The following is a 21,059-nucleotide window of genomic DNA, read 5'->3' on the forward strand; positions in this document are numbered from 1 at the left end:
ATGTGTAAAAATATGAAGTTACCACAGGTCAATATAAAAAATAAAAGAGCATCTTTTGATTATGAGCTGCTCGATACATATCAAGCAGGAATAGTTCTTACCGGAACAGAAATAAAATCGATTCGTCTTGGAAAAGCCAGTTTGGTAGATACGTTTTGTTTTTTCAATAACGGAGAGTTATGGGTTAAGAATATGTATATTGCAGAATATTTTTACGGAACCTATAACAATCATCAAGCGAGAAGAGACAGAAAGTTATTATTGACAAAAAAAGAATTGCAAAAGATACAACGTCTATCTAAGGAGTCCGGTTTTTCTGTAATTCCTACGAAAATATACATTAGTGATAAAGGTCTGGCAAAAATCATTGTTGCTGTTGCGAAAGGTAAAAAAGTATATGATAAGCGAGAGTCGATAAAGGAAAGGGAAGATAAACGCCAAATGGATCGGGCATTTAAGCGTTAATAATTTTCTCACAAATAATAAAAATCTTTTTGTCTGGATATAACGTTGTAGCGAATATATAGACGTTTCCTCCGTCTTTTATTTTTGACTTTTTTCGTAATTCTTCTGTTGTTATTGGGAAATTTCGGACTGTAATGTTAGCTGAAGGATATTGCATGGAAAGTTTCTTTAAGACTTTGCCCGAAAAAGGTATAACTTCCTTTACAGTAAAAATACGACCGGGGAAGTCAGTTATAAGCTTATTAGATGTATATAAGTGGCTGTTTTTATGTATTTTAGATATAGAAAAAGAAATAGCTACCGATTTGAATGCCCCAGCTTTCAAAATAGAAGAATTAGGTTCATATAAGTAAGACTGAATCGAAGTTACAGATTGTAATAAAGGAAGATTTTTCTCATTTTCTAATGTGAAAATGTAATTTTCCGGTTGTTGTACAGGACTCAAGTTGACACAATTAATAGAGATCTCATCTTCTGAGAAATGGTTGTTAATGATAAAAAATAGTTCTTTACATTCATTTTTTACAGAGATAACATGTACCTCCTTAACAAATTTCAAATCTTGTATAGCTCGACTAATATCAATCATAGGAGATGCCTTCAATAAAATTACTGGAGCTTTTTTCAATAATATGCTCTGCAATTCTATTATGTCAGGTTCACAGTCTCGCAAATCATATAATCGTTTGTTTTCCGAATTACGTCTAGCCGGATCGATATAAAACGCATCAAATTTCACATTGCACTCGAAAACAAATTTTAGACTATCTGAACAAATTACTCGGATATTGTTTTTTTGCAATACATTGAAGTTATATTTGGCCACATCACAATATAATGGATAACGTTCTATATAAGTAACTGTTTCTGCTGAATCAGCAAAATAATAGGAATCTATACCTAATCCGCCAGTCAAATCACATATTGATTTATATTTTGATCCTATAATACACTGTTTATATTGGGCAGTAATTTCAGATGATGCTTGTTCGGCAGATAAAACAGATGGAAATAATAACTTCTTGTTTTGATTCCAAAGAGGTAATTTACTTTTAATTTTTTGTCTGGATTCTATTTGATCAATAGCAAAAGAGAGATTAAAATTCAGATTTTCAAATCTCTTTAATCGAAGCTTCATCGGATTTTCTTGTGAGTACTTTTCTATAAAGTCAAATAAATTATTTACAATATCCATGTATTTTTAAGCAACAAATTTTTTATCAAAGATACGTTTTTATTGCTTTAGATACAAATCTTCTATTGTTATATAATTTGTATTATGTTAAATAGAAAAGCTAACTTTACCTCTGTACGATCTTGAAGAATTATTCCAAAGTTATTAGGTAAATAAAAAAAACTATTAGATCGTTTAAATCTATATTTAAGAGTTTGTGCTTCCTGACATTCTTTCGATAATATAAACGAGTAAAAAACCTGCAATCATAAGAATTATTGCCTGCCAGACATATACATTCGGTAAAATATTTTGTTCGACTAAAGGTTTAATAGCGCCATGACTATCTACAAATGTTTCTAATGTCTTTTTCCACGGCCAGACTTTATTTAACGATCCCAGCATAAAACCTGTCAAAGTGGCAATTGTTATATCATGAAATTTACGTAACAAATAAGATAAAACATTGGAAAACAGTACTAATCCTATGGCTGCACCACAGGCAAAGACAATGATAATTGTAATATCTAATGATTTTACGGCATTCATGATAAACTCATATTTACCTAATAATAATAGAATAAAACTACCCGAGATTCCGGGCAATATCATTGCACATATAGCAATAGCTCCACATAAAAATATGAATGACAGATTTTCTGGTGTTTGAGATGGAGTTGCGATTGTTATATAGTACGCGATCCCTACTCCTATAATAAAAGAGAACCAACGTTTCCAATCCCAAACTTGAATTCTTTTGGAAACAAAATATGTCGATGCAATAACTAAACCGAAAAAGAAAGCCCATACTAATACCGGATAGTCATCTAACAGAAAAGTTATAAGTTTAGCCAAAGAGAAAACACTTATGAGAATGCCTAATATTACAGAAAGTAAAAAGTTTCCATTAATATTATTCCAAAAGCTTTTCAATTTAAATGTAAAAAGAAGTTTTAAAGTTTTAAGATCAACGCTTTTTATGGAATTAATCAATTCTTCGTATATCCCCACAATAAAAGCAATAGTTCCCCCTGATACTCCGGGTACGACATCTGCAGCACCCATTCCCATTCCTTTTAAAGTCAGTATCGTATAATCTTTAATATTTCTTTTCATTTTTGTTATAAGTTATAAGTCTTCGTTTAAACCTTCTTTTAGAATCTTTTTTAATTTATCGATTATTTCCTTAGTTTGTTCTAGTTCTTTACGGTTTTCTTCAGATATATCTTCAACGTTATCGATTTGTAATGTTGTTTCATCTAATTGTCCGATCATATTTACAGCCTTTTCTTGATCACCTGAATTAAAATGAGCAAGAATCAGCTTAAAAGTTAATTTTACATTATAAATATCAGTAGATAAAGCCTGTTCATAATACGATATTGCTGTATTATAATCAGAATTTTGAGAGGCTAAATCTCCTAAAAGAACAAGTACATCTTGATTTTCTGGATTCAATTTTGCAGATTGTTCTAAAAATTTTTTACCTTCTGTAAACTCTTTTATTTCGACATATATTTCTCCGAGAAAAGCTAATGCATCAGCATCTTTAGGCTCTAGTTCAATACTTTTTCGTAAGCGTTGAATTGCGTTAGAAATATCACCTAAATCATAGTAATTAGATGCCTGTTGATAATATAAATTAGCATTATCAGGAGTATATGATAATGCTTTATCCAAATATCGGATAGCATCTTCATTTTTTTCTAGTTTAGTAAAACATTCTGCAATTAATTCATAAATCATAGACTTGTCTTCAATTACATCTAATAACTCTTTAAATACTTCTATTGCCTGAGCGTAATTTTCATTGTCATATAGACAATATCCTTTAAAGGAAAGAATGGTTTCATCCCCTTCTTTGGCCGTTAGGGCAAAATCACAAGCATCAACAGCTTTGTCATAGTCTTTTTTTAAGGCATGTATTTTGGCCGTGTTAAACCAATCGACATAAGAATAAGGATCTCTATCAAGCAAAATATCATATACAGATAATGCAAGGTCATATTCTTGACGATCTTCGTAAATGAGAGCTAGTTCTCTTAACACTTCACTTCCATTTGCCAATACTTTATCTGCCGCAAAAATAAAATCTTTCAGTTCATCTATATATCCGAAATCTAAATACATATCTATAATGTCAAAGCAAAGATCGACAGACATTTCATCTGAGGACAACAAGCTGCTCAACAATGAAATAGCTTGTTCTCCATTTGCTTGAATAAAACTCAATTCTGCACAAATCAAAACAGCATCTACCGAGTCGTGAGGTATAGAATAAATTTGTTTTTCAGCTTCCTCTACGCAATCAAGACATAAAAGATATTTGGCTCTTTTAATTCCTAAACTCATGCTTCCTGGATGCATGGACAAACCACGCTCTATTACTTCCAATGCTTTTTGATAAAGATCTCGTATTTCATACTGATATGCTATCTCTTCCAGATCATCTGCATCAAAATAGTAGTTCGCATGATCTTTTATCATCTGTTCATATCGGATCAATAACTCAGGACGTTTATCTTCAGACATGTATTTGTTTTTAAAAATCAGGCTGTTGAATTTCTCTGATAAAAGAAATTCAACAGCCTCAGTATTTATTATTTTTATATTACTTTCCTTTTATTTTTTCCCAACTATCTTTTAACGATACAGTACGGTTAAAAACCAGTTTATCCGGTTTAGAATCTTTGTCCACACAAAAATATCCTGTACGTTGAAATTGAAATCTGTCTCCTGGTTTTGCATTTTCAAATAAGTAAGGCTCTATCCGGCAATTATTCAAGATTTTTAAAGATTCAGGATTTAGCAATTCTCTGAAATCTTTTTCTTTCTCTTCTGACGGATTTTCTACACAAAATAAGCGATCATAAAGTCTTATTTCTGCAGACTTACTGTATTCTACAGAAACCCAATGCAGAGTGCCTTTGACTTTTCGTCCGCTTTCGGGCATTCCGCTTTTGGTCAATGGATCATATTCACAATATATCTCTTCAATTTCCCCATTTTCACCTTTTTTACAGCCTGTGCATTTTACAATGTAGGCTGATTTTAACCTAACTTCTTGTCCCGGTGTCATGCGGAAAAATTTTTTCGGAGGATTTTCCATAAAATCGTCTCGTTCAATATATAATTCACGAGTAAACGGAATTTCATGAAAACCTGCAGATTCATCTTCCGGATTATTCTCCGCCTTCATATATTCTACCTGATTCTCCGGATAATTGGTAATGATGAGTTTTACCGGATTTAAAACAGCAGATACACGATTAGCCGTTTTATTTAAATCTTCGCGGATACTATGTTCAAGCAAAGAAACACTTATCAGTCCATCGTATTTGGTATATCCTATTCTATCGATGAAATTTCGTATTGATCGAGGGGTATATCCACGACGGCGTAGACCACAAATAGTCGGCATTCGGGGATCATCCCATCCTGATACAAGCTTTTCTTGCACTAATTGCAATAATTTACGTTTACTCATTACGGTATATGTCAAATTAAGCCGATTGAATTCCATTTGCCTGGGACGATATGTCTCATCGGCCAATTGATCTACGAACCAATCGTATAACGGCCTGTGAACCTCAAATTCCAATGTACAGATAGAGTGCGTCACACCTTCGAAATAGTCTGATTGACCATGAGCAAAATCATACATCGGATATGCATTCCAAGTATTTCCCGTACGATGATGTGGATGTTTAATTATCCTGTACATAATAGGATCTCTCATGTGCATATTGGGCGAGGCCATATCTATTTTTGCCCGTAATACCATAGCGCCTTCCTCAAATTCGCCTCTATTCATTCGTTCAAACAAATCTATATTTTCCTCAATAGGACGGTTTCTGTAAGGGCTTGGAGTCCCCGGTTGTGTAGGGGTACCCTTTTGTTTCGCTATTTCTTCGGCAGATTGTTCATCGACATAAGCTTTCCCTTCCTTAATCAGACGAAGTGCCAAATCCCATAATTTCGGAAAATAATCTGATGCGTAATAAAGTCGATCCCCCCAATCAAATCCTAACCAATGTATATCTTCTTTGATTGAATCTACATATTCGACATCTTCTTTAACGGGGTTAGTATCATCAAAACGAAGATTACAAGTTCCCCCAAATTTTTCAGCGACACCGAAATCCATACAAATGGCTTTTGCATGACCTATATGCAAATAGCCGTTAGGCTCCGGTGGAAAACGAGTATTTAATCGTCCCCCATTTTTCCCTGCCGCCAAGTCTGCTTCAATTGCAGCTTCAATAAAATTCAGGCTTTTCTTTTCCTCCTCATTATTCTCTATCTGTGTCATATTCTTACTAGATTACTGAATATTGCTGTGTTTGACCTGCATAAGATCCTAAACAGGCTTTTATAAAATGCAAATATAATTAATTAAGTGTAATAATATCTGCCATTATTGATTTTTCTATAAATATATTTTTATCGAATATGTAAATATTTGTGTGTTTGTAGGCTCAATCGCCATTCTGGATTTTTTTTGATAAATTCGATAACTTCTTTTGTGTTTTGCATAGAACAAGGTTGCAGCATTTTATGTTTGCATGAATATTGTTTATAAACGCTCATATCTTGGCTTAAATAAACAACTTTTAGTTCATCCATTTGTTTACGGACACAATCTTTCTTAGGGCTGCAAGTGATCCAATCACACCAACGTGTAACAGCATCGAATCCTTTGGTCAAAGTTCCGTTTGTTTCTATTTGCAAATAAAATCCTTGAGCTTTTAAAAGTGATAGGAAACAGTCATCTAATTGCATTGATGGCTCTCCTCCTGTTAAAACAACATGCTTTGCAGGAAATTTTCGTATAATATCGAGAATTTCTTCATCAGACATGATCTTGCCCAAAGAATGATCCGTATCACAAAATTCACAATTTAAATTACATCCGGAAAAACGAATAAAAATAGCTGGAACTCCCGTATAGTATCCTTCTCCTTGAATACTGTAAAATATTTCATTAATCTTTTTCATAAATAGCAATATTTCCTTCAGATTCTTGTACCTCTACCCGAAAGCAAAAAGGAATTTGATCACATACCCAACGAGCAATATTCTCGGCAGTAGGATTAAATGGTAAAATTTCATTCAGATTTTTATGGTCTAATTTTTCGTGTATGAGTTTTTTGATTAGCGAAAAATCCGTAACCATTCCATCTTGGTTCAATGTTTCTGCACGACAGAAAATCGAAATTATCCAATTATGTCCATGTAAAGAAGAACATTTACTTTCATAAGACAGATTTAAATGATGAGATGCCGATATTTCTAATGTTTTTTTGACTATATACATAGTTTTCTTTTTCAAAGTTTCTTTTTCTAAAATCCGTGCCAAAAATAACAGATAAATCGGAAATATAAAAACCTTGAAAAATTAAAAAAGCCCAGCTTAATATTGGGCTTAAATAAATATCAAAATAGTCTGTATTTTTAGTCTTAAAGATTCAGAACCATTATTACGGTAGATTCCAATTTTTTTCATTATAATAACGCATTAGGTGATTGATGGCTTCTTGTAAGTCTTCACGTAATTGATGATTCATTTCATGTATATGAATGCGTTTATGTTCATTCATTTTTTGTAACAAGTATTTTGAAAAAAGTTGCTCCATATTATTTTCCCCCAATTTATCGTTAAATCCTATGGTTATACTGTCTGTGTGTTTGATTACATAACCGAACAATATATCTTCAGACCGTTCCGGATTTATTGACCGAACTTCATAGTACTCAGGATTATCCATTGTTTCAGTGCAGGGAGGAACTGTAGATTTTAATAATTGTCGTGCTGTGCTGAATGCGTCATTTACAACTTCCATAATTATCGATTTTTATTTCATATTTATTATAATACAGTCCAACACGCTTTTTGTTCAATAATTACTCATTTTATAATCCCGAGCATATTTTATATCTTTGCAGGGCTACTAATTTTAATGAATTTTTCAAGTGATATATCCACATAATTTTGAGCAAAAAATAGGATTCGACAAGATCCGCCAACATATAGAAAATAAATGCTTAAGTACGCTCGGTATAGATCGTGCAAAAAAAATGGTATTTATAAGTGATTATGATACTATTGCCAGAAAACTTCACGAAACTGAAGAGTTTGTTCATATTCTCCAAGAAGAAGACGAATTTCCTGCAAATTATTTTTTTGATGTACGTCCGGCACTTAAAAGAATACGGGTGGAAGGAACTTTTTTGGATGAATCTGAGTTATTCGATTTACGTCGATCACTTGAGACTATAAAGGGGATTGTTTATTTCTTTCTGAACAAAGAGACTGAAGAAAATACACCTTATCCATATCTTCAGAAATTGGCGGGAGATGTAACGGTTTTCCCGCAAATTATCATAAAAACCGATCAGATATTGGATAAATTCGGACATATAAAAGATAATGCTTCCCCTGACCTACAACGTATTCGTCGTGAGATAACGGCAACTTTATCCGGAATATCTAAAAGTCTTAATTCTATTTTGAGGATCGCTCAAAGCGAAGGTGTAGTTGATAAAGATGTAACACCAACAATGAGGGACGGACGACTGGTTATTCCTGTTATTCCTGCCTATAAAAGAAAGATTAAGGGTATTGTCCATGATGAATCAGCAAGCGGAAAGACAGTATTTATAGAGCCAGCAGAAGTGGTTGAGGCAAATAATCGCATTCGTGAGCTTGAAAGTGATGAACGGAGAGAAATTATTCGCATTTTAACCTCCTTTGCCAATGAATTACGTCCTTACACTGAAGAGATATTCCATTCTTACGAATTTCTTGCTGATATTGATTTTATTCGGGCGAAGGCATTATTTTCAATTCAAATCAACGGATTATTGCCTACATTTGAAGATTGTCAGCAGGTAGATTGGTATCATGCTATACATCCTTTATTATTTTTGTCACTTCAAAAGCAACAAAAACAAGTCGTTCCATTAGATATAACTTTAGATCATAAAAACAAAATTCTCTTGATCTCAGGACCTAATGCTGGAGGAAAGTCAGTCTGTTTAAAAACTGTGGGATTACTGCAGTATATGTTACAATGCGGACTTCTGATTCCGGTTTATGAAAATTCACGAACAGGAATCTTTGATAGTATATTTATTGATATTGGAGATGAACAGTCGATAGAGAATGATTTAAGTACTTATAGTTCTCATTTGACAAATATGAAATTTTTTGTCCGAAATTGTGATGACCGTACAATATTGTTGATTGATGAATTTGGGGGCGGTACAGAACCTCAAATCGGAGGAGCAATAGCAGAAGCCTTATTAGATCGATTCAATAAGAAAAATTCATTCGGTGTTATTACGACTCATTATCAGAACTTGAAGCATTTTGCTGAAGATACTCCAGGTATAATAAATGGAGCTATGCTTTATGATCGGCATTTAATGCAACCGCTATTTAAGTTGTCAATAGGAAATCCCGGAAGTTCTTTTGCTGTAGAAATTGCTCGGAAAATCGGGTTGCCGGAAGATGTAATTGCTGATGCATCCTCTAAAGTCGGTTCTGATTATATTAATATGGATAAGTATTTGCAAGATATAGTTCGAGATAAACGGTACTGGGAAAATAAAAGACAAAACGTTCGGTTACAAGAGAAGCGCTTAGAAGAAATTACATCTCATTATGAGAATGATATAAAGGCTATAGAAAAGCAAAGAAAAGAGATATTAGCCGAGGCAAGAAAAAATGCAGAGAATATTTTATCCGAAGCAAATGCACGTATTGAAAACACAATACGTTCTATCAAAGAAGCTCAGGCTGAAAAGGAAAAAACAAAAAAGATTCGGAAAGATCTGGAAAAATTCAAAGAATCTATAACGACAGAGGCGATAATAGATGATAAAATCAGTCGGAAAATACAGAAAATAAAAGAAAGAGAAAAGCATAAAAGAAATAAAATATTTACTAATAGTGAGAATATTGCATTCGATTCCAATGTGATAGCAGTCGGAGATGCGGTCAAAGTAAAAGGTCAAGCTTCTATTGGTGAGGTAATGGAGATTCAAGGAAAAAATGTAGTGATCGCATTCGGAATGTTGAAATCGACTGTTAAAATCGATCAACTCGAAAAAATAAGTAAAAATCAGATAAAGAGGGAGAAAAATATAAAAGCGACATTTGTCAGTGAACAGACCGCAGATGATATGCGGGAGAAAAAATTAAATTTTAAGCAAGATATAGATATTCGAGGATTGCGCGGTGATGAAGCAATACAAGCGGTTACCTATTTTATCGATGATGCCATTCTTGTCGGATGTTCTAAAGTCAGGATTTTGCATGGTACAGGTACAGGAATATTACGCCAACTTGTACGCCAATATCTTAGAACTGTTCCGGGTGTGAAACATTTTCAAGACGAACATGTACAATTCGGCGGTGCAGGAATAACAGTTGTCGATCTGGAATAAATCCAGATGACAACCGGTTTATTAGGGCATTTAATAAATGCCTTCGTCTTTCACAAAAACATATAATGTAGATCTGGATACTCCATATTTTTCAGCTATTTTCCTGACAGATACCCCTTGAGCTCTCAGATCGACAATTTCATCCCGTTTGTGTTTCAATAATTTCATCTTGGGAGAGCATCCTTGTCTGCGTCCTAACACAACACCTTCTGATTTCCGTAACGCTAAAGCTTCTCTCGTTCGAGCAGAAATCAAATTATGCTCTATTTCTGCAACAAGGCCAAATGCAAAACCCAACACTTTGCTATTGATATTGTTATCAAAAGCATAACCATCTTTTACACTATAAACAACAACTTCTTTGCGAATACATTGATTTAAGATAGACATGATCTCCAGCAGAGTCCGGCTTAGCCGGGATAACTCTGTGACGATCAGAATATCTCCTTTGGTTAATCGTCTTAATAAGGTCCCTAATTTTCGATCACTACCCTTTTTTTTCCCACTGGCGACCTCTGTGTACCATTTGTCTACCGACAAATTCTTTTTTATGGCGTATTTCTTAATTTCTTCGCATTGATTTTTCAGATGTTGTTTTCCGGTACTAACTCGTAAATATGCCACTACCATTTTTCTATACTTTTCACTATACGCACTTTAAAATAAGCTATAAACATGTGTGATTTAGAGATAATATGTTCTATCTGTAGAATAAAGACCGACAATTTGTCGGTCACATTTTACAAAAATAGTATTTATTTGATGAAAACATAAGAAAGTGCTTAATATTATAAGATTTTTCACACATGAATACTTTTTGCCAGAATAAAAACTTTCTGTATGTTTGTATAAACAAGAGAAATAAAATCTGATTTATGCGCAAGTTCACACCATTTAGAATAGCTTGTATTGTTTTATTATGGATATACCTTTGCTATTTATTAATCAAGGGATACGGAGAAGTCAATTTACGAGTTTTTTTAGTCATTATCGCTTCAGGAATCATTATTTTTGTTCCTATATATAAACGCAATCGAAAATAATTGCAAAAACAGGACATAAGAATCCCTAAGAAATATTATCGTTTCATCTAATAAAAAGCTACATTTGCAACTGCAAAAGTTTATTTAAATATGGCGATCATAAAAGAGCAATTACTCTCGACAATATATAATCCGGATGATTTACGGAAACTTTCTCCTGAGCAACTACCGCAGATCTGTACAGAATTAAGACAATTTCTTATAGACGAACTATCTTGTAATCCGGGACATTTCGCTTCGAGTTTAGGCACTGTAGAACTTACCGTTGCATTGCATTATGTATTTAAGACTCCTTATGATCGAATTGTGTGGGATGTCGGTCATCAGGCATATAGCCATAAGATTCTTACCGAACGTAGAGACAAATTTTTTACCAATAGAAAGTTTAAGGGACTAAGCGGATTCCCTTCTCCTTTTGAAAGCAAGTATGATACTTTTACGGCTGGACATGCGTCTAATTCAATATCAGCAGCTTTAGGAATGTCTGTTGCGGCTAATTTAAAAGGTGAAAATGATAGAAAAGTCATTGCTGTTATCGGAGATGCAGCAATATCCGGAGGATTAGCTTTTGAAGGATTGAATAATGCATCTATTAATCCGAATAATTTATTGATTATATTGAACGATAATGATATGGCAATAGATCATAACGTTGGTGCATTAAATCAATATTTGGTAAATATAACAACTTCCCCAAGTTATAATAAGCTACGGTATGATATATATCGCACATTGGTGAGACTCAAACTTATTTCGGCAGAACATCGGGGCGCGATTTTACGTTTCAATAACAGTATCAAGGCTTTGATCAGTAAACACCAAAATATTTTTGAAGGGTTGAATATCCGTTATTTCGGACCGATTGATGGGCACGACGTAAATTATATCATTCGTGTACTGAATGATATAAAAGAAATGTCAGGACCTAAACTATTGCATCTGAAAACCATTAAAGGGAAAGGATATGCTCCTGCAGAAAAAGCTGCGACGGTATGGCACGCTCCGGGCAAATTTAATAAAATAACGGGTGAAAGATTTATTGTTAAAGATAATAATCTGCCTCCTCTCTTTCAAGAAGTCTTCGGACGTACATTGGTAGAATTAGCAAGAGAGAATAAAAAAATTGTCGGTATTACCCCTGCTATGCCTACAGGGTGTTCAATGACCTATATGATGTCAGAATTTCCTGATCGCACTTTTGATGTGGGTATAGCTGAAGAACATGCCGTTACTTTCTCCGGAGGATTGGCTAAGGAAGGTTTGATCCCTTTTTGTAACATCTATTCTACTTTTATGCAACGTGCTTTTGACGAAATAATACATGATGTTGCTATCCAAAATCTTCATGTAGTTTTTTGTCTTGACAGAGCCGGACTTGTAGGTGAAGATGGTGTGACACATCACGGAGCTTTTGATTTGTCTTATTTAAGATGTATTCCTAATATGACTATTGCATCTCCTATGAATGAGCATTACCTTAGACATTTAATGTACACGGCTCAGGCTAAAGAAACAGGAGTTTTTGCTATCCGTTATCCTCGAGGGCGGGGATCTCTCGTAAATTGGCACTGTACACCAATGATACTGGAAATAGGGAAAGGCCGGAAACTTTCTGATGGAGAGGATATTGCTCTCATCAGTATAGGTCCTATAGGAGTATCGGCGCAGAAGGCCATAATAAGGGCAAGACAACAGGGTGTTTCTGTAGCCCATTACGACATGATATTTTTAAAACCGATAGATGAAGAATTATTACATGAGATCGGAAAGAAATATTCACGGATTGTTACGGTAGAAGATGGAAGTATAAAAGGCGGACTGGGTATGGCTGTTATTGAATTTATGGCTGATAACGGGTATGTTCCCAGAATAAAACGAATAGGTATTCCCGATCAGTTTATTGAGCATGGAACTATTCCTGAACTCTATAAATTATGCGGTATGGATGAAGATAATATCGTTTCTCTTTTGACATCTGTATGGTAAGAAATCAAGAATCGTAAAATTAAAATATACTTTTAAAGACTTAATATCCTCTATGAAAATAATAATTGCGGGTGCAGGTGAAGTCGGTACTCATTTAGCAAAGTTGCTTTCTAAGGAAGAACAAGATATCATTTTGATTGATGCAGATATAGAAAAACTACAATGGATCGATTCTAATTATAATTTGATGACCGTTGCCGGGTCTCCTACTTCATTCAAGGTTTTAAAAAAGGCTGGGGTTAACAACGCAGATTTATTTATTGCCGTTATGCCATTCGAATCTCGAAATATTACGGCATGTACATTGGCTACTAAATTAGGAGCAAAAAAAACGGTTGCCCGTATTGATAATTACGAATACCTGTTACCTGAAAATAGAGCTTTTTTTCGGGAGTTAGGAGTCGATGAACTCATATATCCCGAAATGCTGGCAGCAGAGGAAATTGTCACGGCGTTGAAAAGAACATGGGTAAGAAATTGGTTTGAATTATGCAACGGAGAACTTATTTTGATAGGTGTTAAATTACGAGAGAAAGCACAAATACTCAATCACAAATTATGCGATCTTACCCGACAGAACAATTACTACCATATCGCTGCCATAAAAAGGAATGAAGAAACTATTATTCCACGTGGTAATGATGAGTTGCAACTTAATGACATTGTTTATTTTACTACAACTCCAGATCATATTCAGGATATTCGTGAACTGACAGGAAAAACTGAAGTAGATGTACGAAAGGTAATGATTATGGGTGGCAGCCGTATTGCAATACGACTTATCCATATTGCTCCAGAATACATAAAAATGAAATTAATTGAATGTGATCGGGAAAAAAGTTTCAAATTAGTAGAAAAAATGCATGATACCGTTATTATTCACGGAGATGCAAGAGATATTGATTTGTTGAAAGAAGAAGGCATAAGAGACACCGATGCTTTTATTGCTCTTACAGATAGCTCTGAAACGAATATTTTGGCTTGTTTAACAGCTAAAAGGCTGGGTGTAGCAAAAACCATAGCAGAAGTAGAAAACATTCCGTTTATTTCTACCGCAGAGGGATTGAATATCGGTTCAATTATAAATAAAAAATTGATTGCCGCCAGTAGGATTTTTCAGCTATTACTTGATTCGGATTCTTCGAACGTGAAATGTTTGGCTTTGGCTGATGCTGAAGTCGCCGAATTAGTTGCGAAAGAAGGGTCAAAAATAACAAAAGCACCAGTCAAAGATCTTACATTACCCAAAGATCTCACATTGGGAGGATTGATCAGGGATGGAAAGGGTATTATTGTGAATGGAAATACACAAATTCAGGCAAATGATCATGTTGTCGTATTTTGTCTGGATACAGCTATCCGTAAAATAGAAAAGCTTTTCAATTAATAATTTTAATATGTCAGAAATAAATTTTCGAATAGTAGCACGAGTAATAGGCATATTATTATGTTTTGAAGCACTTTTTATGCTATTGCCGTTAAGTGTTGCAATATACTATAATGAAAGTGATATATATGCATTCTTACTGACCATCGGCATTACGGCGATTGTCGGACTATGCTCTACATTTATTTTTAAAAGACATAGCAAGCAAATGGGCAAAAGAGAGGGATTCTTAATTGTTTCTACCTCTTGGATTTTCTTTTCTTTATTTGGAATGTTACCGTTTCTTATTCATGGAGATATCGATAATATTACGGACGCTTTTTTTGAAACTATGTCTGGATGTACGACTACCGGAGCTACGATACTGGATGATATAGAAAGTTTACCGCATGGGATTTTGTTTTGGAGAAGCTTAATGCAATGGCTCGGAGGTATGGGTATTATTTTATTTACATTAGCAGTTCTTCCCATGTTAAATTCTGGAGGAGGAATTCAACTATTTAATGCAGAAGTTCCGGGTATAACTCACGATAAACTTAGACCGAGAATCAGCGAAACGGCAAAACGTCTGTGGATAGTATATTTAAGTATTACGGTTTTATTGATCGTTTTGCTGGTATTAGGGCCAATGAATTTCTTTGATGCGGTATGTCATGCCCTGACAACTACTGCAACCGGTGGATATTCGACAAAACAGAATAGTATCGCCTATTGGGATTCTGCATATATCGAATATGTCATTATCATATTCATGTTAATCTCAGGAATAAATTTTTCGTTAGTTTATCATGCCGCTCTGGGCGATTATAAAAAGTTATTGCAAGATGAAGAAACCAAATGGTTTTTATTTGTTGTTTTATTAGCCACAGCCGCTATTGCTGCAGGATTATTTATTAGCGGACAAATATACGGGAATGCCGAAAAAACAATTCGTACAGCACTTTTTCAGGTATCGACATGTATTACGACTACGGGATTTGCTACAGCCGATTTTGCTAAGTGGGGACCATTCTTTAATGTTGTTATATTTTGTGTTATGTTTTTTGGAGCTTGTGCCGGATCTACGAGTGGTGGAGCTAAAACTATACGAATGGTTGTTGTGTTAAAAAATACAGCAAATGAATTTTATCGGCATCTCCATCCTAATGCAGTTGTTCCTGTTCGAATTAACCGGCGTGTTATATCTTATGATCTTGTGTCTAAAATATTGGCATTTCTTTTCGTATATGTGCTGGTTGTGGCAATAAGTGCCCTTGTATTATCGTCTTTAGGACTGTCGTTTGAAGAATCTTTCGGATGTACACTTTCTTGTCTTAGTAATGTAGGTCCTGGATTCGGAAGAATGAGTTCTGACTTTTCTTTTGAAATTATCCCTACGTTAGGTAAATGGGTACTGTCTTTTGATATGCTGATCGGACGATTAGAATTATTTACGGTATTGATTCTTTTTAGTCCGTATTTTTGGAAAAAATCATAAACACCAACGAGGAAATATAATTAAAACTTTTTCGTATTTTTGTCTGAGATAAATACACGTTGATAAAAAGCATGATTAAGAAAAAAACAGAAAAAGTATCTTCTAACAAAGAAGATTCTATTTCAAAAAAAATATCGGTCTTCCTAAAAAGTGAAAGAACTCATTTTGTGATAGGTATTCTCTGTGTAATGTTCGGAGTATATCTGTTTATTGCCTTTCTTTCATTTTTTTATACAGGAAATGCGGATCAAAGTAAATTAGAGAATTTACCATTAAGCGAATTGAGCAGTATAAAGAATGAAATACGTAATTGGACAGGAGCTTTTGGTGCATATTTATCCGACTTGCTTATTAACCAATGGGTCGGAATATCCGCATTCTTTATTTCTTTTTTTATTGCTAAAGTCGGTTTAAAACTGATGAAAGTTAAAAATTTTTCAATTACAAAATCATTAGTTTATACTTGTTCTCTTATTATCTTAGGCTCTTTGATTTGCGGATTCTTTTTTATTGATAATTATAAAGATTCATATCTTTTTTTAGGGGGGTATCATGGTTATTACATGACACTGTTATTACAAGCAAATATCGGATGGACAGGAACTTTATTGTTCATCCTTACGGGTGTATTGATATTTTTGGTCGCAATAAGTGCCAAAACCGTACCATTCTTACGTAAAATATTTTTATTAGATATTAAACGAAAAAAGGATATTGAAGTTTCAGAATCAGAGGATAATAAAATCTATCAAACATCTTTGGAGAATAAAAATTTAGTAAATAAACCAATTTCAATTTCTGAAGTATTAAATTCTGATATTGAAGATGAACCTGATATGGTTGAATCTGAAGGTTGTACCGACAAAACAGATCATCATGAAGAAAACTTTTTTGAGATTGTACCAAAACAAGAAGAGACATTAGTTAAAGAAGATACAATTCAGGAAGATAGATCGGGAGAACCGGAATTTGTGATAGAGGAAAATGTTCAAGAGGAGGAAGAAATATCGAACAGTGAAGAATTGGGAGAATACGATCCTACTTTAGACCTTTCACGTTATAAAGCCCCATCTTTCGATCTTTTAAATAAGTATGAAGGGAATGATCGTCAGATCGATATGGATGAACAAAACGCGAATAAAAATCGAATTATCGAAACCCTTGAAAATTACGGAATCCGCATTAGTTCGATTAAAGCGACAGTCGGTCCGACTATCACTCTTTATGAGATTGTTCCAGAGCCGGGTGTTCGGATTTCAAAAATACGAAATTTGGAAGATGATATAGCTCTAAGCCTGGCAGCTTTAGGAATTCGAATTATCGCTCCTATCCCGGGGAAAGGAACTATCGGTATTGAAGTGCCCAATAAGGATCCGCAAATAGTTTCGATGTATTCTGTTATTGCCTCGAAAAAATTTCAAGAATGTAAATTTGATCTTCCTGTTGCTTTAGGAAAGACTATTACCAATGAGATTTTTATGGTAGATCTTGCCAAAATGCCTCATATCCTTGTTGCAGGTGCTACGGGACAGGGGAAATCTGTAGGATTAAATGCTATTATTACGTCTTTGCTATACAAAAAACATCCTGCACAACTAAAGTTTGTGTTGATAGACCCTAAAAAAGTAGAATTCAATATCTATGCAAACATAGAAAGACATTTTTTGGCAAAATTACCAGATGGTGACGAGGCTATTATCACGGATGTGACAAAGGTCGTTCAAACGTTGAATTCTATTACAAAAGAAATGGATGACCGATACGATCTATTGAAAAAGGCCCATACCCGTAACATAAAAGAGTATAACTCTAAATTTATCGCACGGAGATTAAATCCCAATAACGGACATCGGTATATGCCTTATATTGTAGTAATTGTTGACGAATTTGGGGATTTGATAATGACAGCAGGAAAAGAGGTTGAACTCCCGATCGCCCGTATAGCACAATTGGCACGAGCCGTCGGTATTCACATGATTATTGCGACTCAGCGCCCTTCAACTAATATTATTACAGGAGTGATTAAGGCAAATTTCCCGGCTCGTATAGCATTTAAAGTTTCTTCTATGATTGACTCGAGAACGATTCTCGATTGTCCCGGAGCAAATCAGCTAATCGGGCGTGGAGACTTATTGTTTTCACAAGGCAGTGATCTGATTCGTGTACAATCTGCATTTGTCGATACTCCAGAAGTAGAAAAAATTTGTGAATATATAGGAGATCAAGAATCATATCCTACAGCTTATTTGTTACCGGAATATGTGGGGGAAAACGGAGAATCCGGATTAACAGATGTCAATTTGAAAGACCGAGATCCTATGTTTGAAGAAGCTGCTCGACTTATCGTGGCTAATCAACAAGGATCAACATCGCTAATTCAAAGAAAATTCTCTATTGGATATAATCGTGCAGGACGTATTATGGATCAGTTAGAGGCTGCAGGAATCGTTGGTCCGTTTGAAGGTAGTAAGGCTCGGCAAGTTCTGGTTATAGACGATATTCACTTAGAACAAATATTTGAATCTTTAAAATAAATAAAGATAATATGAAAAGATTACTTCTTCTTTTTATTTGTTTGACAATCTACAATGCCTCTTTTGCTCAAAATAAAGCTGGTACATTATTGGATAAAGTTATCGCTCAATACAAAAGTTCTAAAGGTATATCGATAAATTTTCATGTTGAAAATAAAGACCAGAATCAAAGAACAATAGATAAAACAAGCGGGGAAATGAAACTCATGAATAATAAATTTAAAATCATTACTCCGGAAATAATAACTTGGTTCGATGGTAAAAATCAGTGGTCATATGTAAAATCGACGCAAGAAGTGAATCTTAGCAATCCTGATGAATCAGAATTACAAAGTATAAATCCGTATCAGATATTGTCGAATTATAAAAAAGAATTCAAGTATAGTTATAAAGGTAAACAATCGGGAAATGATATTATCGAGCTATCTCCTATCGGAACAGAATCTGATATAAAAAAAATAAGTTTATCAATTCAAGCTGATAAGTTTTACCCTACCGAAATAATAATTTATAATAAGAATAAAACAATTACATCTGTTATTTTGTCTAAGTATCAGACAGGAATGAACTATCAAAACTCGCTCTTTGTTTTTGATAAGAAAAAATATCCCCAAGCCGAGCTGATAGACTTGAGATAAAGATCAAATCAATCAAATAATTAAATATGGAAACAAACGAAAGAGTACGTTGCCTCATTATTGGATCTGGCCCGGCCGGATATACGGCAGCCGTTTATGCCGGAAGGGCAAATCTTGCCCCGGTACTTTATGAAGGAATACAACCCGGAGGACAATTGACAACCACAACTGATATAGAAAATTTTCCGGGATACCCCGAGGGTATCTCAGGAACGGAGATGATGGAAGATTTGAAAAAACAAGCATCCCGTTTTGGCGCGGATATTCGGTACGGAACTGTTACAGCCGTTGATTTCAACAAAACTCCATATCAATTGACGATAGATGGTTCAAATAAAATAGAAGCTGATACCATTATCATTGCAACCGGAGCTTCTGCAAAATATTTAGGACTTCCGGATGAGACAAAATATGCGGGTTTAGGAGTATCGGCTTGTGCTACATGTGATGGTTTTTTTTACCGTAAAAAAGTTGTCGCTGTCGTTGGAGGAGGCGATACCGCATGTGAAGAAGCTGTATATTTGGCACATTTGGCCAATAAAGTATATTTAATTGTCCGGAAAGATTATCTGAGAGCATCTAAGATTATGCAAAAACGGGTAATGGACACTCCCAATATAGATGTCCTTTTCGAGACTCAAACAATCGGATTATTCGGTGAAAATAGTTTAGAAGGAGCGCATCTTGTCAAAGCAAAAGACACAGACAGAGAAGAATATATGGATATTGCTATAGACGGATTTTTCTTAGCAATAGGACACAAACCAAATACCGACATATTTCTTCCGGCACTTCACGTAGATGAAAATGGATACATAAAAACTATAGAAAATACAACTGCAACGAATATTCCAGGAGTATTTGCAGCTGGAGATGTGGCTGATCCTCGTTACAGGCAAGCTGTTACAGCCGCAGCTTCTGGTTGTAAGGCTGCAATCGATGCTGAAAAATATCTAATAGAGAACGAATTATAATATTTCTACAAAATAGAGGAAAAGATTACAGATATACAGAAAATGTAATCTTTTCCTTTTTTTCTTTTGAAATTTTACTCGCATCAAAATTGTCAAAACAAACTATTTTTTTGCCATTTTTTTCAGATTTAAAGACACCTTTTTATTTTTTTTATTTACATTTGTGCTATACAACAGTGTTATTCAGCAAATATGGTCAAAAAAAGCACAATAGAGTCGATTATCCGTGAAGATATGGCCGATATGTGGGCATTGCTTAATCCGGATGAAAAACGTATTATAACCGATAACTTTCATATTCAGACATTTAAAAAAAACGAGATGATTTATAGTGAGGGTGAAAAAGCTACTCAGTTGATGTGTCTCATTAAAGGAAAGGTGAAAATATTCAAAGAAGGTGTCGGAGGCAGAAGTCAGATAATTCGTTTGATACGTCCTGTTCAATATTTTGGATATAGGGCCTATTTTGCCGGAGAAAATTACGTGACTGCTGCATCAGCATTCGAAACAGCAACAATCGGTTTTTTACCGATGAATATCATTGAAACTCAGATTAGAAAAAATAATCAATTAGCTTATTTCTTCATAAAGGAATTGGCAATGGATTTAGGCATATCAGACACGAGAACCGTAAATTTGACACAAAAGCATATTCGGGGAAGATTGGCGGAATCTTTACTTATGTTGAAAGATAACTACGGACTTGAAGAGGACGGAGCAACGCTTAGTATTTACATGGCAAGAGAAGACTTAGCAAATTTATCCAATATGACGACCTCTAATGCAATAAGAACTTTGTCTTGTTTTTCCAATGAAAAAATCATCATAGTGGATGGGCGGAAAATAAAGATCATAGATGAAGCAAAATTGCGTAAGATAAGCAGATTCGGATAAAATTCAGTACATTTCATTTTTAGAGAGATAAAAAAA

General features: G+C 34.4%; 17 protein-coding genes. 9 read left to right on the forward strand and 8 right to left on the reverse strand.

The genetic code is table 11. The features are described 5' to 3' along the window. Positions 1-12 precede the first annotated feature (12 nt). The gene (gene smpB, locus QUE35_RS02075; protein WP_009317018.1) at positions 13-465 is read left to right on the forward strand and encodes an SsrA-binding protein; all 453 of its coding nucleotides are present in this window, start codon (positions 13-15) and stop codon (positions 463-465) included. Here smpB and QUE35_RS02080 read toward each other — a convergent pair. The 7 genes from QUE35_RS02080 to QUE35_RS02110 form a co-directional block, all read right to left on the reverse strand. Further along, entirely contained in the window at positions 455-1,660 is a 1,206-nt protein-coding gene (locus tag QUE35_RS02080) for a class I SAM-dependent methyltransferase (RefSeq protein ID WP_022602699.1), read from the reverse strand. The genes smpB and QUE35_RS02080 overlap by 11 nt on opposite strands. A 186-nt stretch (positions 1,661-1,846) precedes the next feature. Then, entirely contained in the window at positions 1,847-2,755 is a 909-nt protein-coding gene (locus QUE35_RS02085) for a DUF368 domain-containing protein (RefSeq protein WP_009317020.1), read from the reverse strand. Positions 2,756-2,767: 12 nt separating this feature from the next. Further along, positions 2,768-4,171: a tetratricopeptide repeat protein gene (locus QUE35_RS02090; RefSeq protein ID WP_022389944.1), complete on the reverse strand. Its 1,404-nt coding sequence runs from the start codon at positions 4,169-4,171 to the stop codon at positions 2,768-2,770. Between the two features lie 79 nt (positions 4,172-4,250). Further along, positions 4,251-5,951, reverse strand: a complete 1,701-nt coding sequence (locus tag QUE35_RS02095; RefSeq protein ID WP_022602698.1) for a glutamine--tRNA ligase/YqeY domain fusion protein — start codon at positions 5,949-5,951, stop codon at positions 4,251-4,253. Positions 5,952-6,082: 131 nt separating this feature from the next. Next, positions 6,083-6,637 (reverse strand): 7-carboxy-7-deazaguanine synthase QueE, encoded by a 555-nt coding sequence (locus QUE35_RS02100; RefSeq protein ID WP_009317023.1) that lies wholly within the window; start codon positions 6,635-6,637, stop codon positions 6,083-6,085. Further along, a complete protein-coding gene (locus QUE35_RS02105) occupies positions 6,624-6,956 on the reverse strand; it encodes a 6-pyruvoyl trahydropterin synthase family protein (protein ID WP_009317024.1) in 333 nt (110 codons plus the stop codon). Before QUE35_RS02105 ends, QUE35_RS02100 begins: the two co-directional genes overlap by 14 nt. 163 nt (positions 6,957-7,119) lie before the next feature. After that, complete coding sequence (locus QUE35_RS02110) at positions 7,120-7,482, reverse strand: hypothetical protein (RefSeq protein WP_022602696.1); 363 nt, start codon at positions 7,480-7,482, stop codon at positions 7,120-7,122. Positions 7,483-7,612: 130 nt separating this feature from the next. Here QUE35_RS02110 and QUE35_RS02115 point away from each other — a divergent pair, with 130 nt between their 5' ends. Further along, entirely contained in the window at positions 7,613-10,090 is a 2,478-nt protein-coding gene (locus QUE35_RS02115; protein ID WP_022389948.1) for an endonuclease MutS2, read from the forward strand. Positions 10,091-10,120: 30 nt separating this feature from the next. Here QUE35_RS02115 and QUE35_RS02120 read toward each other — a convergent pair whose 3' ends face one another. Then, positions 10,121-10,720, reverse strand: coding sequence for a recombinase family protein (locus tag QUE35_RS02120; protein WP_009317027.1), 600 nt, complete (start codon positions 10,718-10,720; stop codon positions 10,121-10,123). Between the two features lie 503 nt (positions 10,721-11,223). Between QUE35_RS02120 and dxs the strand changes: the two genes are divergently transcribed. The 7 genes from dxs (at position 11,224) to QUE35_RS02155 (ending at position 21,023) form a co-directional block, all read left to right on the forward strand. Continuing rightward, positions 11,224-13,119: a 1-deoxy-D-xylulose-5-phosphate synthase gene (gene dxs / locus QUE35_RS02125; protein ID WP_022602694.1), complete on the forward strand. Its 1,896-nt coding sequence runs from the start codon at positions 11,224-11,226 to the stop codon at positions 13,117-13,119. A gap of 52 nt (positions 13,120-13,171) precedes the next feature. Continuing rightward, positions 13,172-14,506, forward strand: coding sequence for a Trk system potassium transporter TrkA (gene trkA, locus QUE35_RS02130; RefSeq protein WP_022389951.1), 1,335 nt, complete (start codon positions 13,172-13,174; stop codon positions 14,504-14,506). Positions 14,507-14,516: 10 nt separating this feature from the next. Continuing rightward, entirely contained in the window at positions 14,517-15,983 is a 1,467-nt protein-coding gene (locus QUE35_RS02135; RefSeq protein ID WP_022602693.1) for a TrkH family potassium uptake protein, read from the forward strand. A 71-nt stretch (positions 15,984-16,054) separates the two neighbouring features. Beyond that, positions 16,055-18,517: an FtsK/SpoIIIE family DNA translocase gene (locus tag QUE35_RS02140; protein ID WP_022602692.1), complete on the forward strand. Its 2,463-nt coding sequence runs from the start codon at positions 16,055-16,057 to the stop codon at positions 18,515-18,517. An 11-nt stretch (positions 18,518-18,528) separates the two neighbouring features. After that, the gene (gene lolA1 / locus QUE35_RS02145; RefSeq protein ID WP_022602691.1) at positions 18,529-19,155 is read left to right on the forward strand and encodes an outer membrane lipoprotein periplasmic chaperone LolA1; all 627 of its coding nucleotides are present in this window, start codon (positions 18,529-18,531) and stop codon (positions 19,153-19,155) included. Positions 19,156-19,181: 26 nt separating this feature from the next. Further along, positions 19,182-20,129: a thioredoxin-disulfide reductase gene (gene trxB, locus QUE35_RS02150; RefSeq protein WP_009317034.1), complete on the forward strand. Its 948-nt coding sequence runs from the start codon at positions 19,182-19,184 to the stop codon at positions 20,127-20,129. Between the two features lie 192 nt (positions 20,130-20,321). Next, the gene (locus QUE35_RS02155) at positions 20,322-21,023 is read left to right on the forward strand and encodes a Crp/Fnr family transcriptional regulator (protein ID WP_009317035.1); all 702 of its coding nucleotides are present in this window, start codon (positions 20,322-20,324) and stop codon (positions 21,021-21,023) included. Positions 21,024-21,059: the final 36 nt, after the last annotated feature.

The sequence above is a fragment of the Coprobacter fastidiosus genome, assembly GCF_030296935.1.
Classification (GTDB): Bacteria; Bacteroidota; Bacteroidia; order Bacteroidales; family Coprobacteraceae; genus Coprobacter; species Coprobacter fastidiosus.

Bases quoted from the DNA above. Each gene is read 5' to 3' on its own strand.
- QUE35_RS02155 (WP_009317035.1), top strand. From the start codon at position 20,322: ATGGTCAAAAAAAGCACAATAGAGTCGATTATCCGTGAAGATATGGCC.
- lolA1 (WP_022602691.1), top strand. From the start codon at position 18,529: ATGAAAAGATTACTTCTTCTTTTTATTTGTTTGACAATCTACAATGCC.
- trkA (WP_022389951.1), top strand. From the start codon at position 13,172: ATGAAAATAATAATTGCGGGTGCAGGTGAAGTCGGTACTCATTTAGCA.
- QUE35_RS02105 (WP_009317024.1), bottom strand. From the start codon at position 6,956: ATGTATATAGTCAAAAAAACATTAGAAATATCGGCATCTCATCATTTA.
- QUE35_RS02090 (WP_022389944.1), bottom strand. From the start codon at position 4,171: ATGTCTGAAGATAAACGTCCTGAGTTATTGATCCGATATGAACAGATG.
- smpB (WP_009317018.1), top strand. From the start codon at position 13: ATGAAGTTACCACAGGTCAATATAAAAAATAAAAGAGCATCTTTTGAT.
- QUE35_RS02135 (WP_022602693.1), top strand. From the start codon at position 14,517: ATGTCAGAAATAAATTTTCGAATAGTAGCACGAGTAATAGGCATATTA.
- QUE35_RS02110 (WP_022602696.1), bottom strand. From the start codon at position 7,482: ATGGAAGTTGTAAATGACGCATTCAGCACAGCACGACAATTATTAAAA.
- dxs (WP_022602694.1), top strand. From the start codon at position 11,224: ATGGCGATCATAAAAGAGCAATTACTCTCGACAATATATAATCCGGAT.
- trxB (WP_009317034.1), top strand. From the start codon at position 19,182: ATGGAAACAAACGAAAGAGTACGTTGCCTCATTATTGGATCTGGCCCG.
- QUE35_RS02140 (WP_022602692.1), top strand. From the start codon at position 16,055: ATGATTAAGAAAAAAACAGAAAAAGTATCTTCTAACAAAGAAGATTCT.
- QUE35_RS02095 (WP_022602698.1), bottom strand. From the start codon at position 5,951: ATGACACAGATAGAGAATAATGAGGAGGAAAAGAAAAGCCTGAATTTT.
- QUE35_RS02080 (WP_022602699.1), bottom strand. From the start codon at position 1,660: ATGGATATTGTAAATAATTTATTTGACTTTATAGAAAAGTACTCACAA.
- QUE35_RS02100 (WP_009317023.1), bottom strand. From the start codon at position 6,637: ATGAAAAAGATTAATGAAATATTTTACAGTATTCAAGGAGAAGGATAC.
- QUE35_RS02085 (WP_009317020.1), bottom strand. From the start codon at position 2,755: ATGAAAAGAAATATTAAAGATTATACGATACTGACTTTAAAAGGAATG.
- QUE35_RS02120 (WP_009317027.1), bottom strand. From the start codon at position 10,720: ATGGTAGTGGCATATTTACGAGTTAGTACCGGAAAACAACATCTGAAA.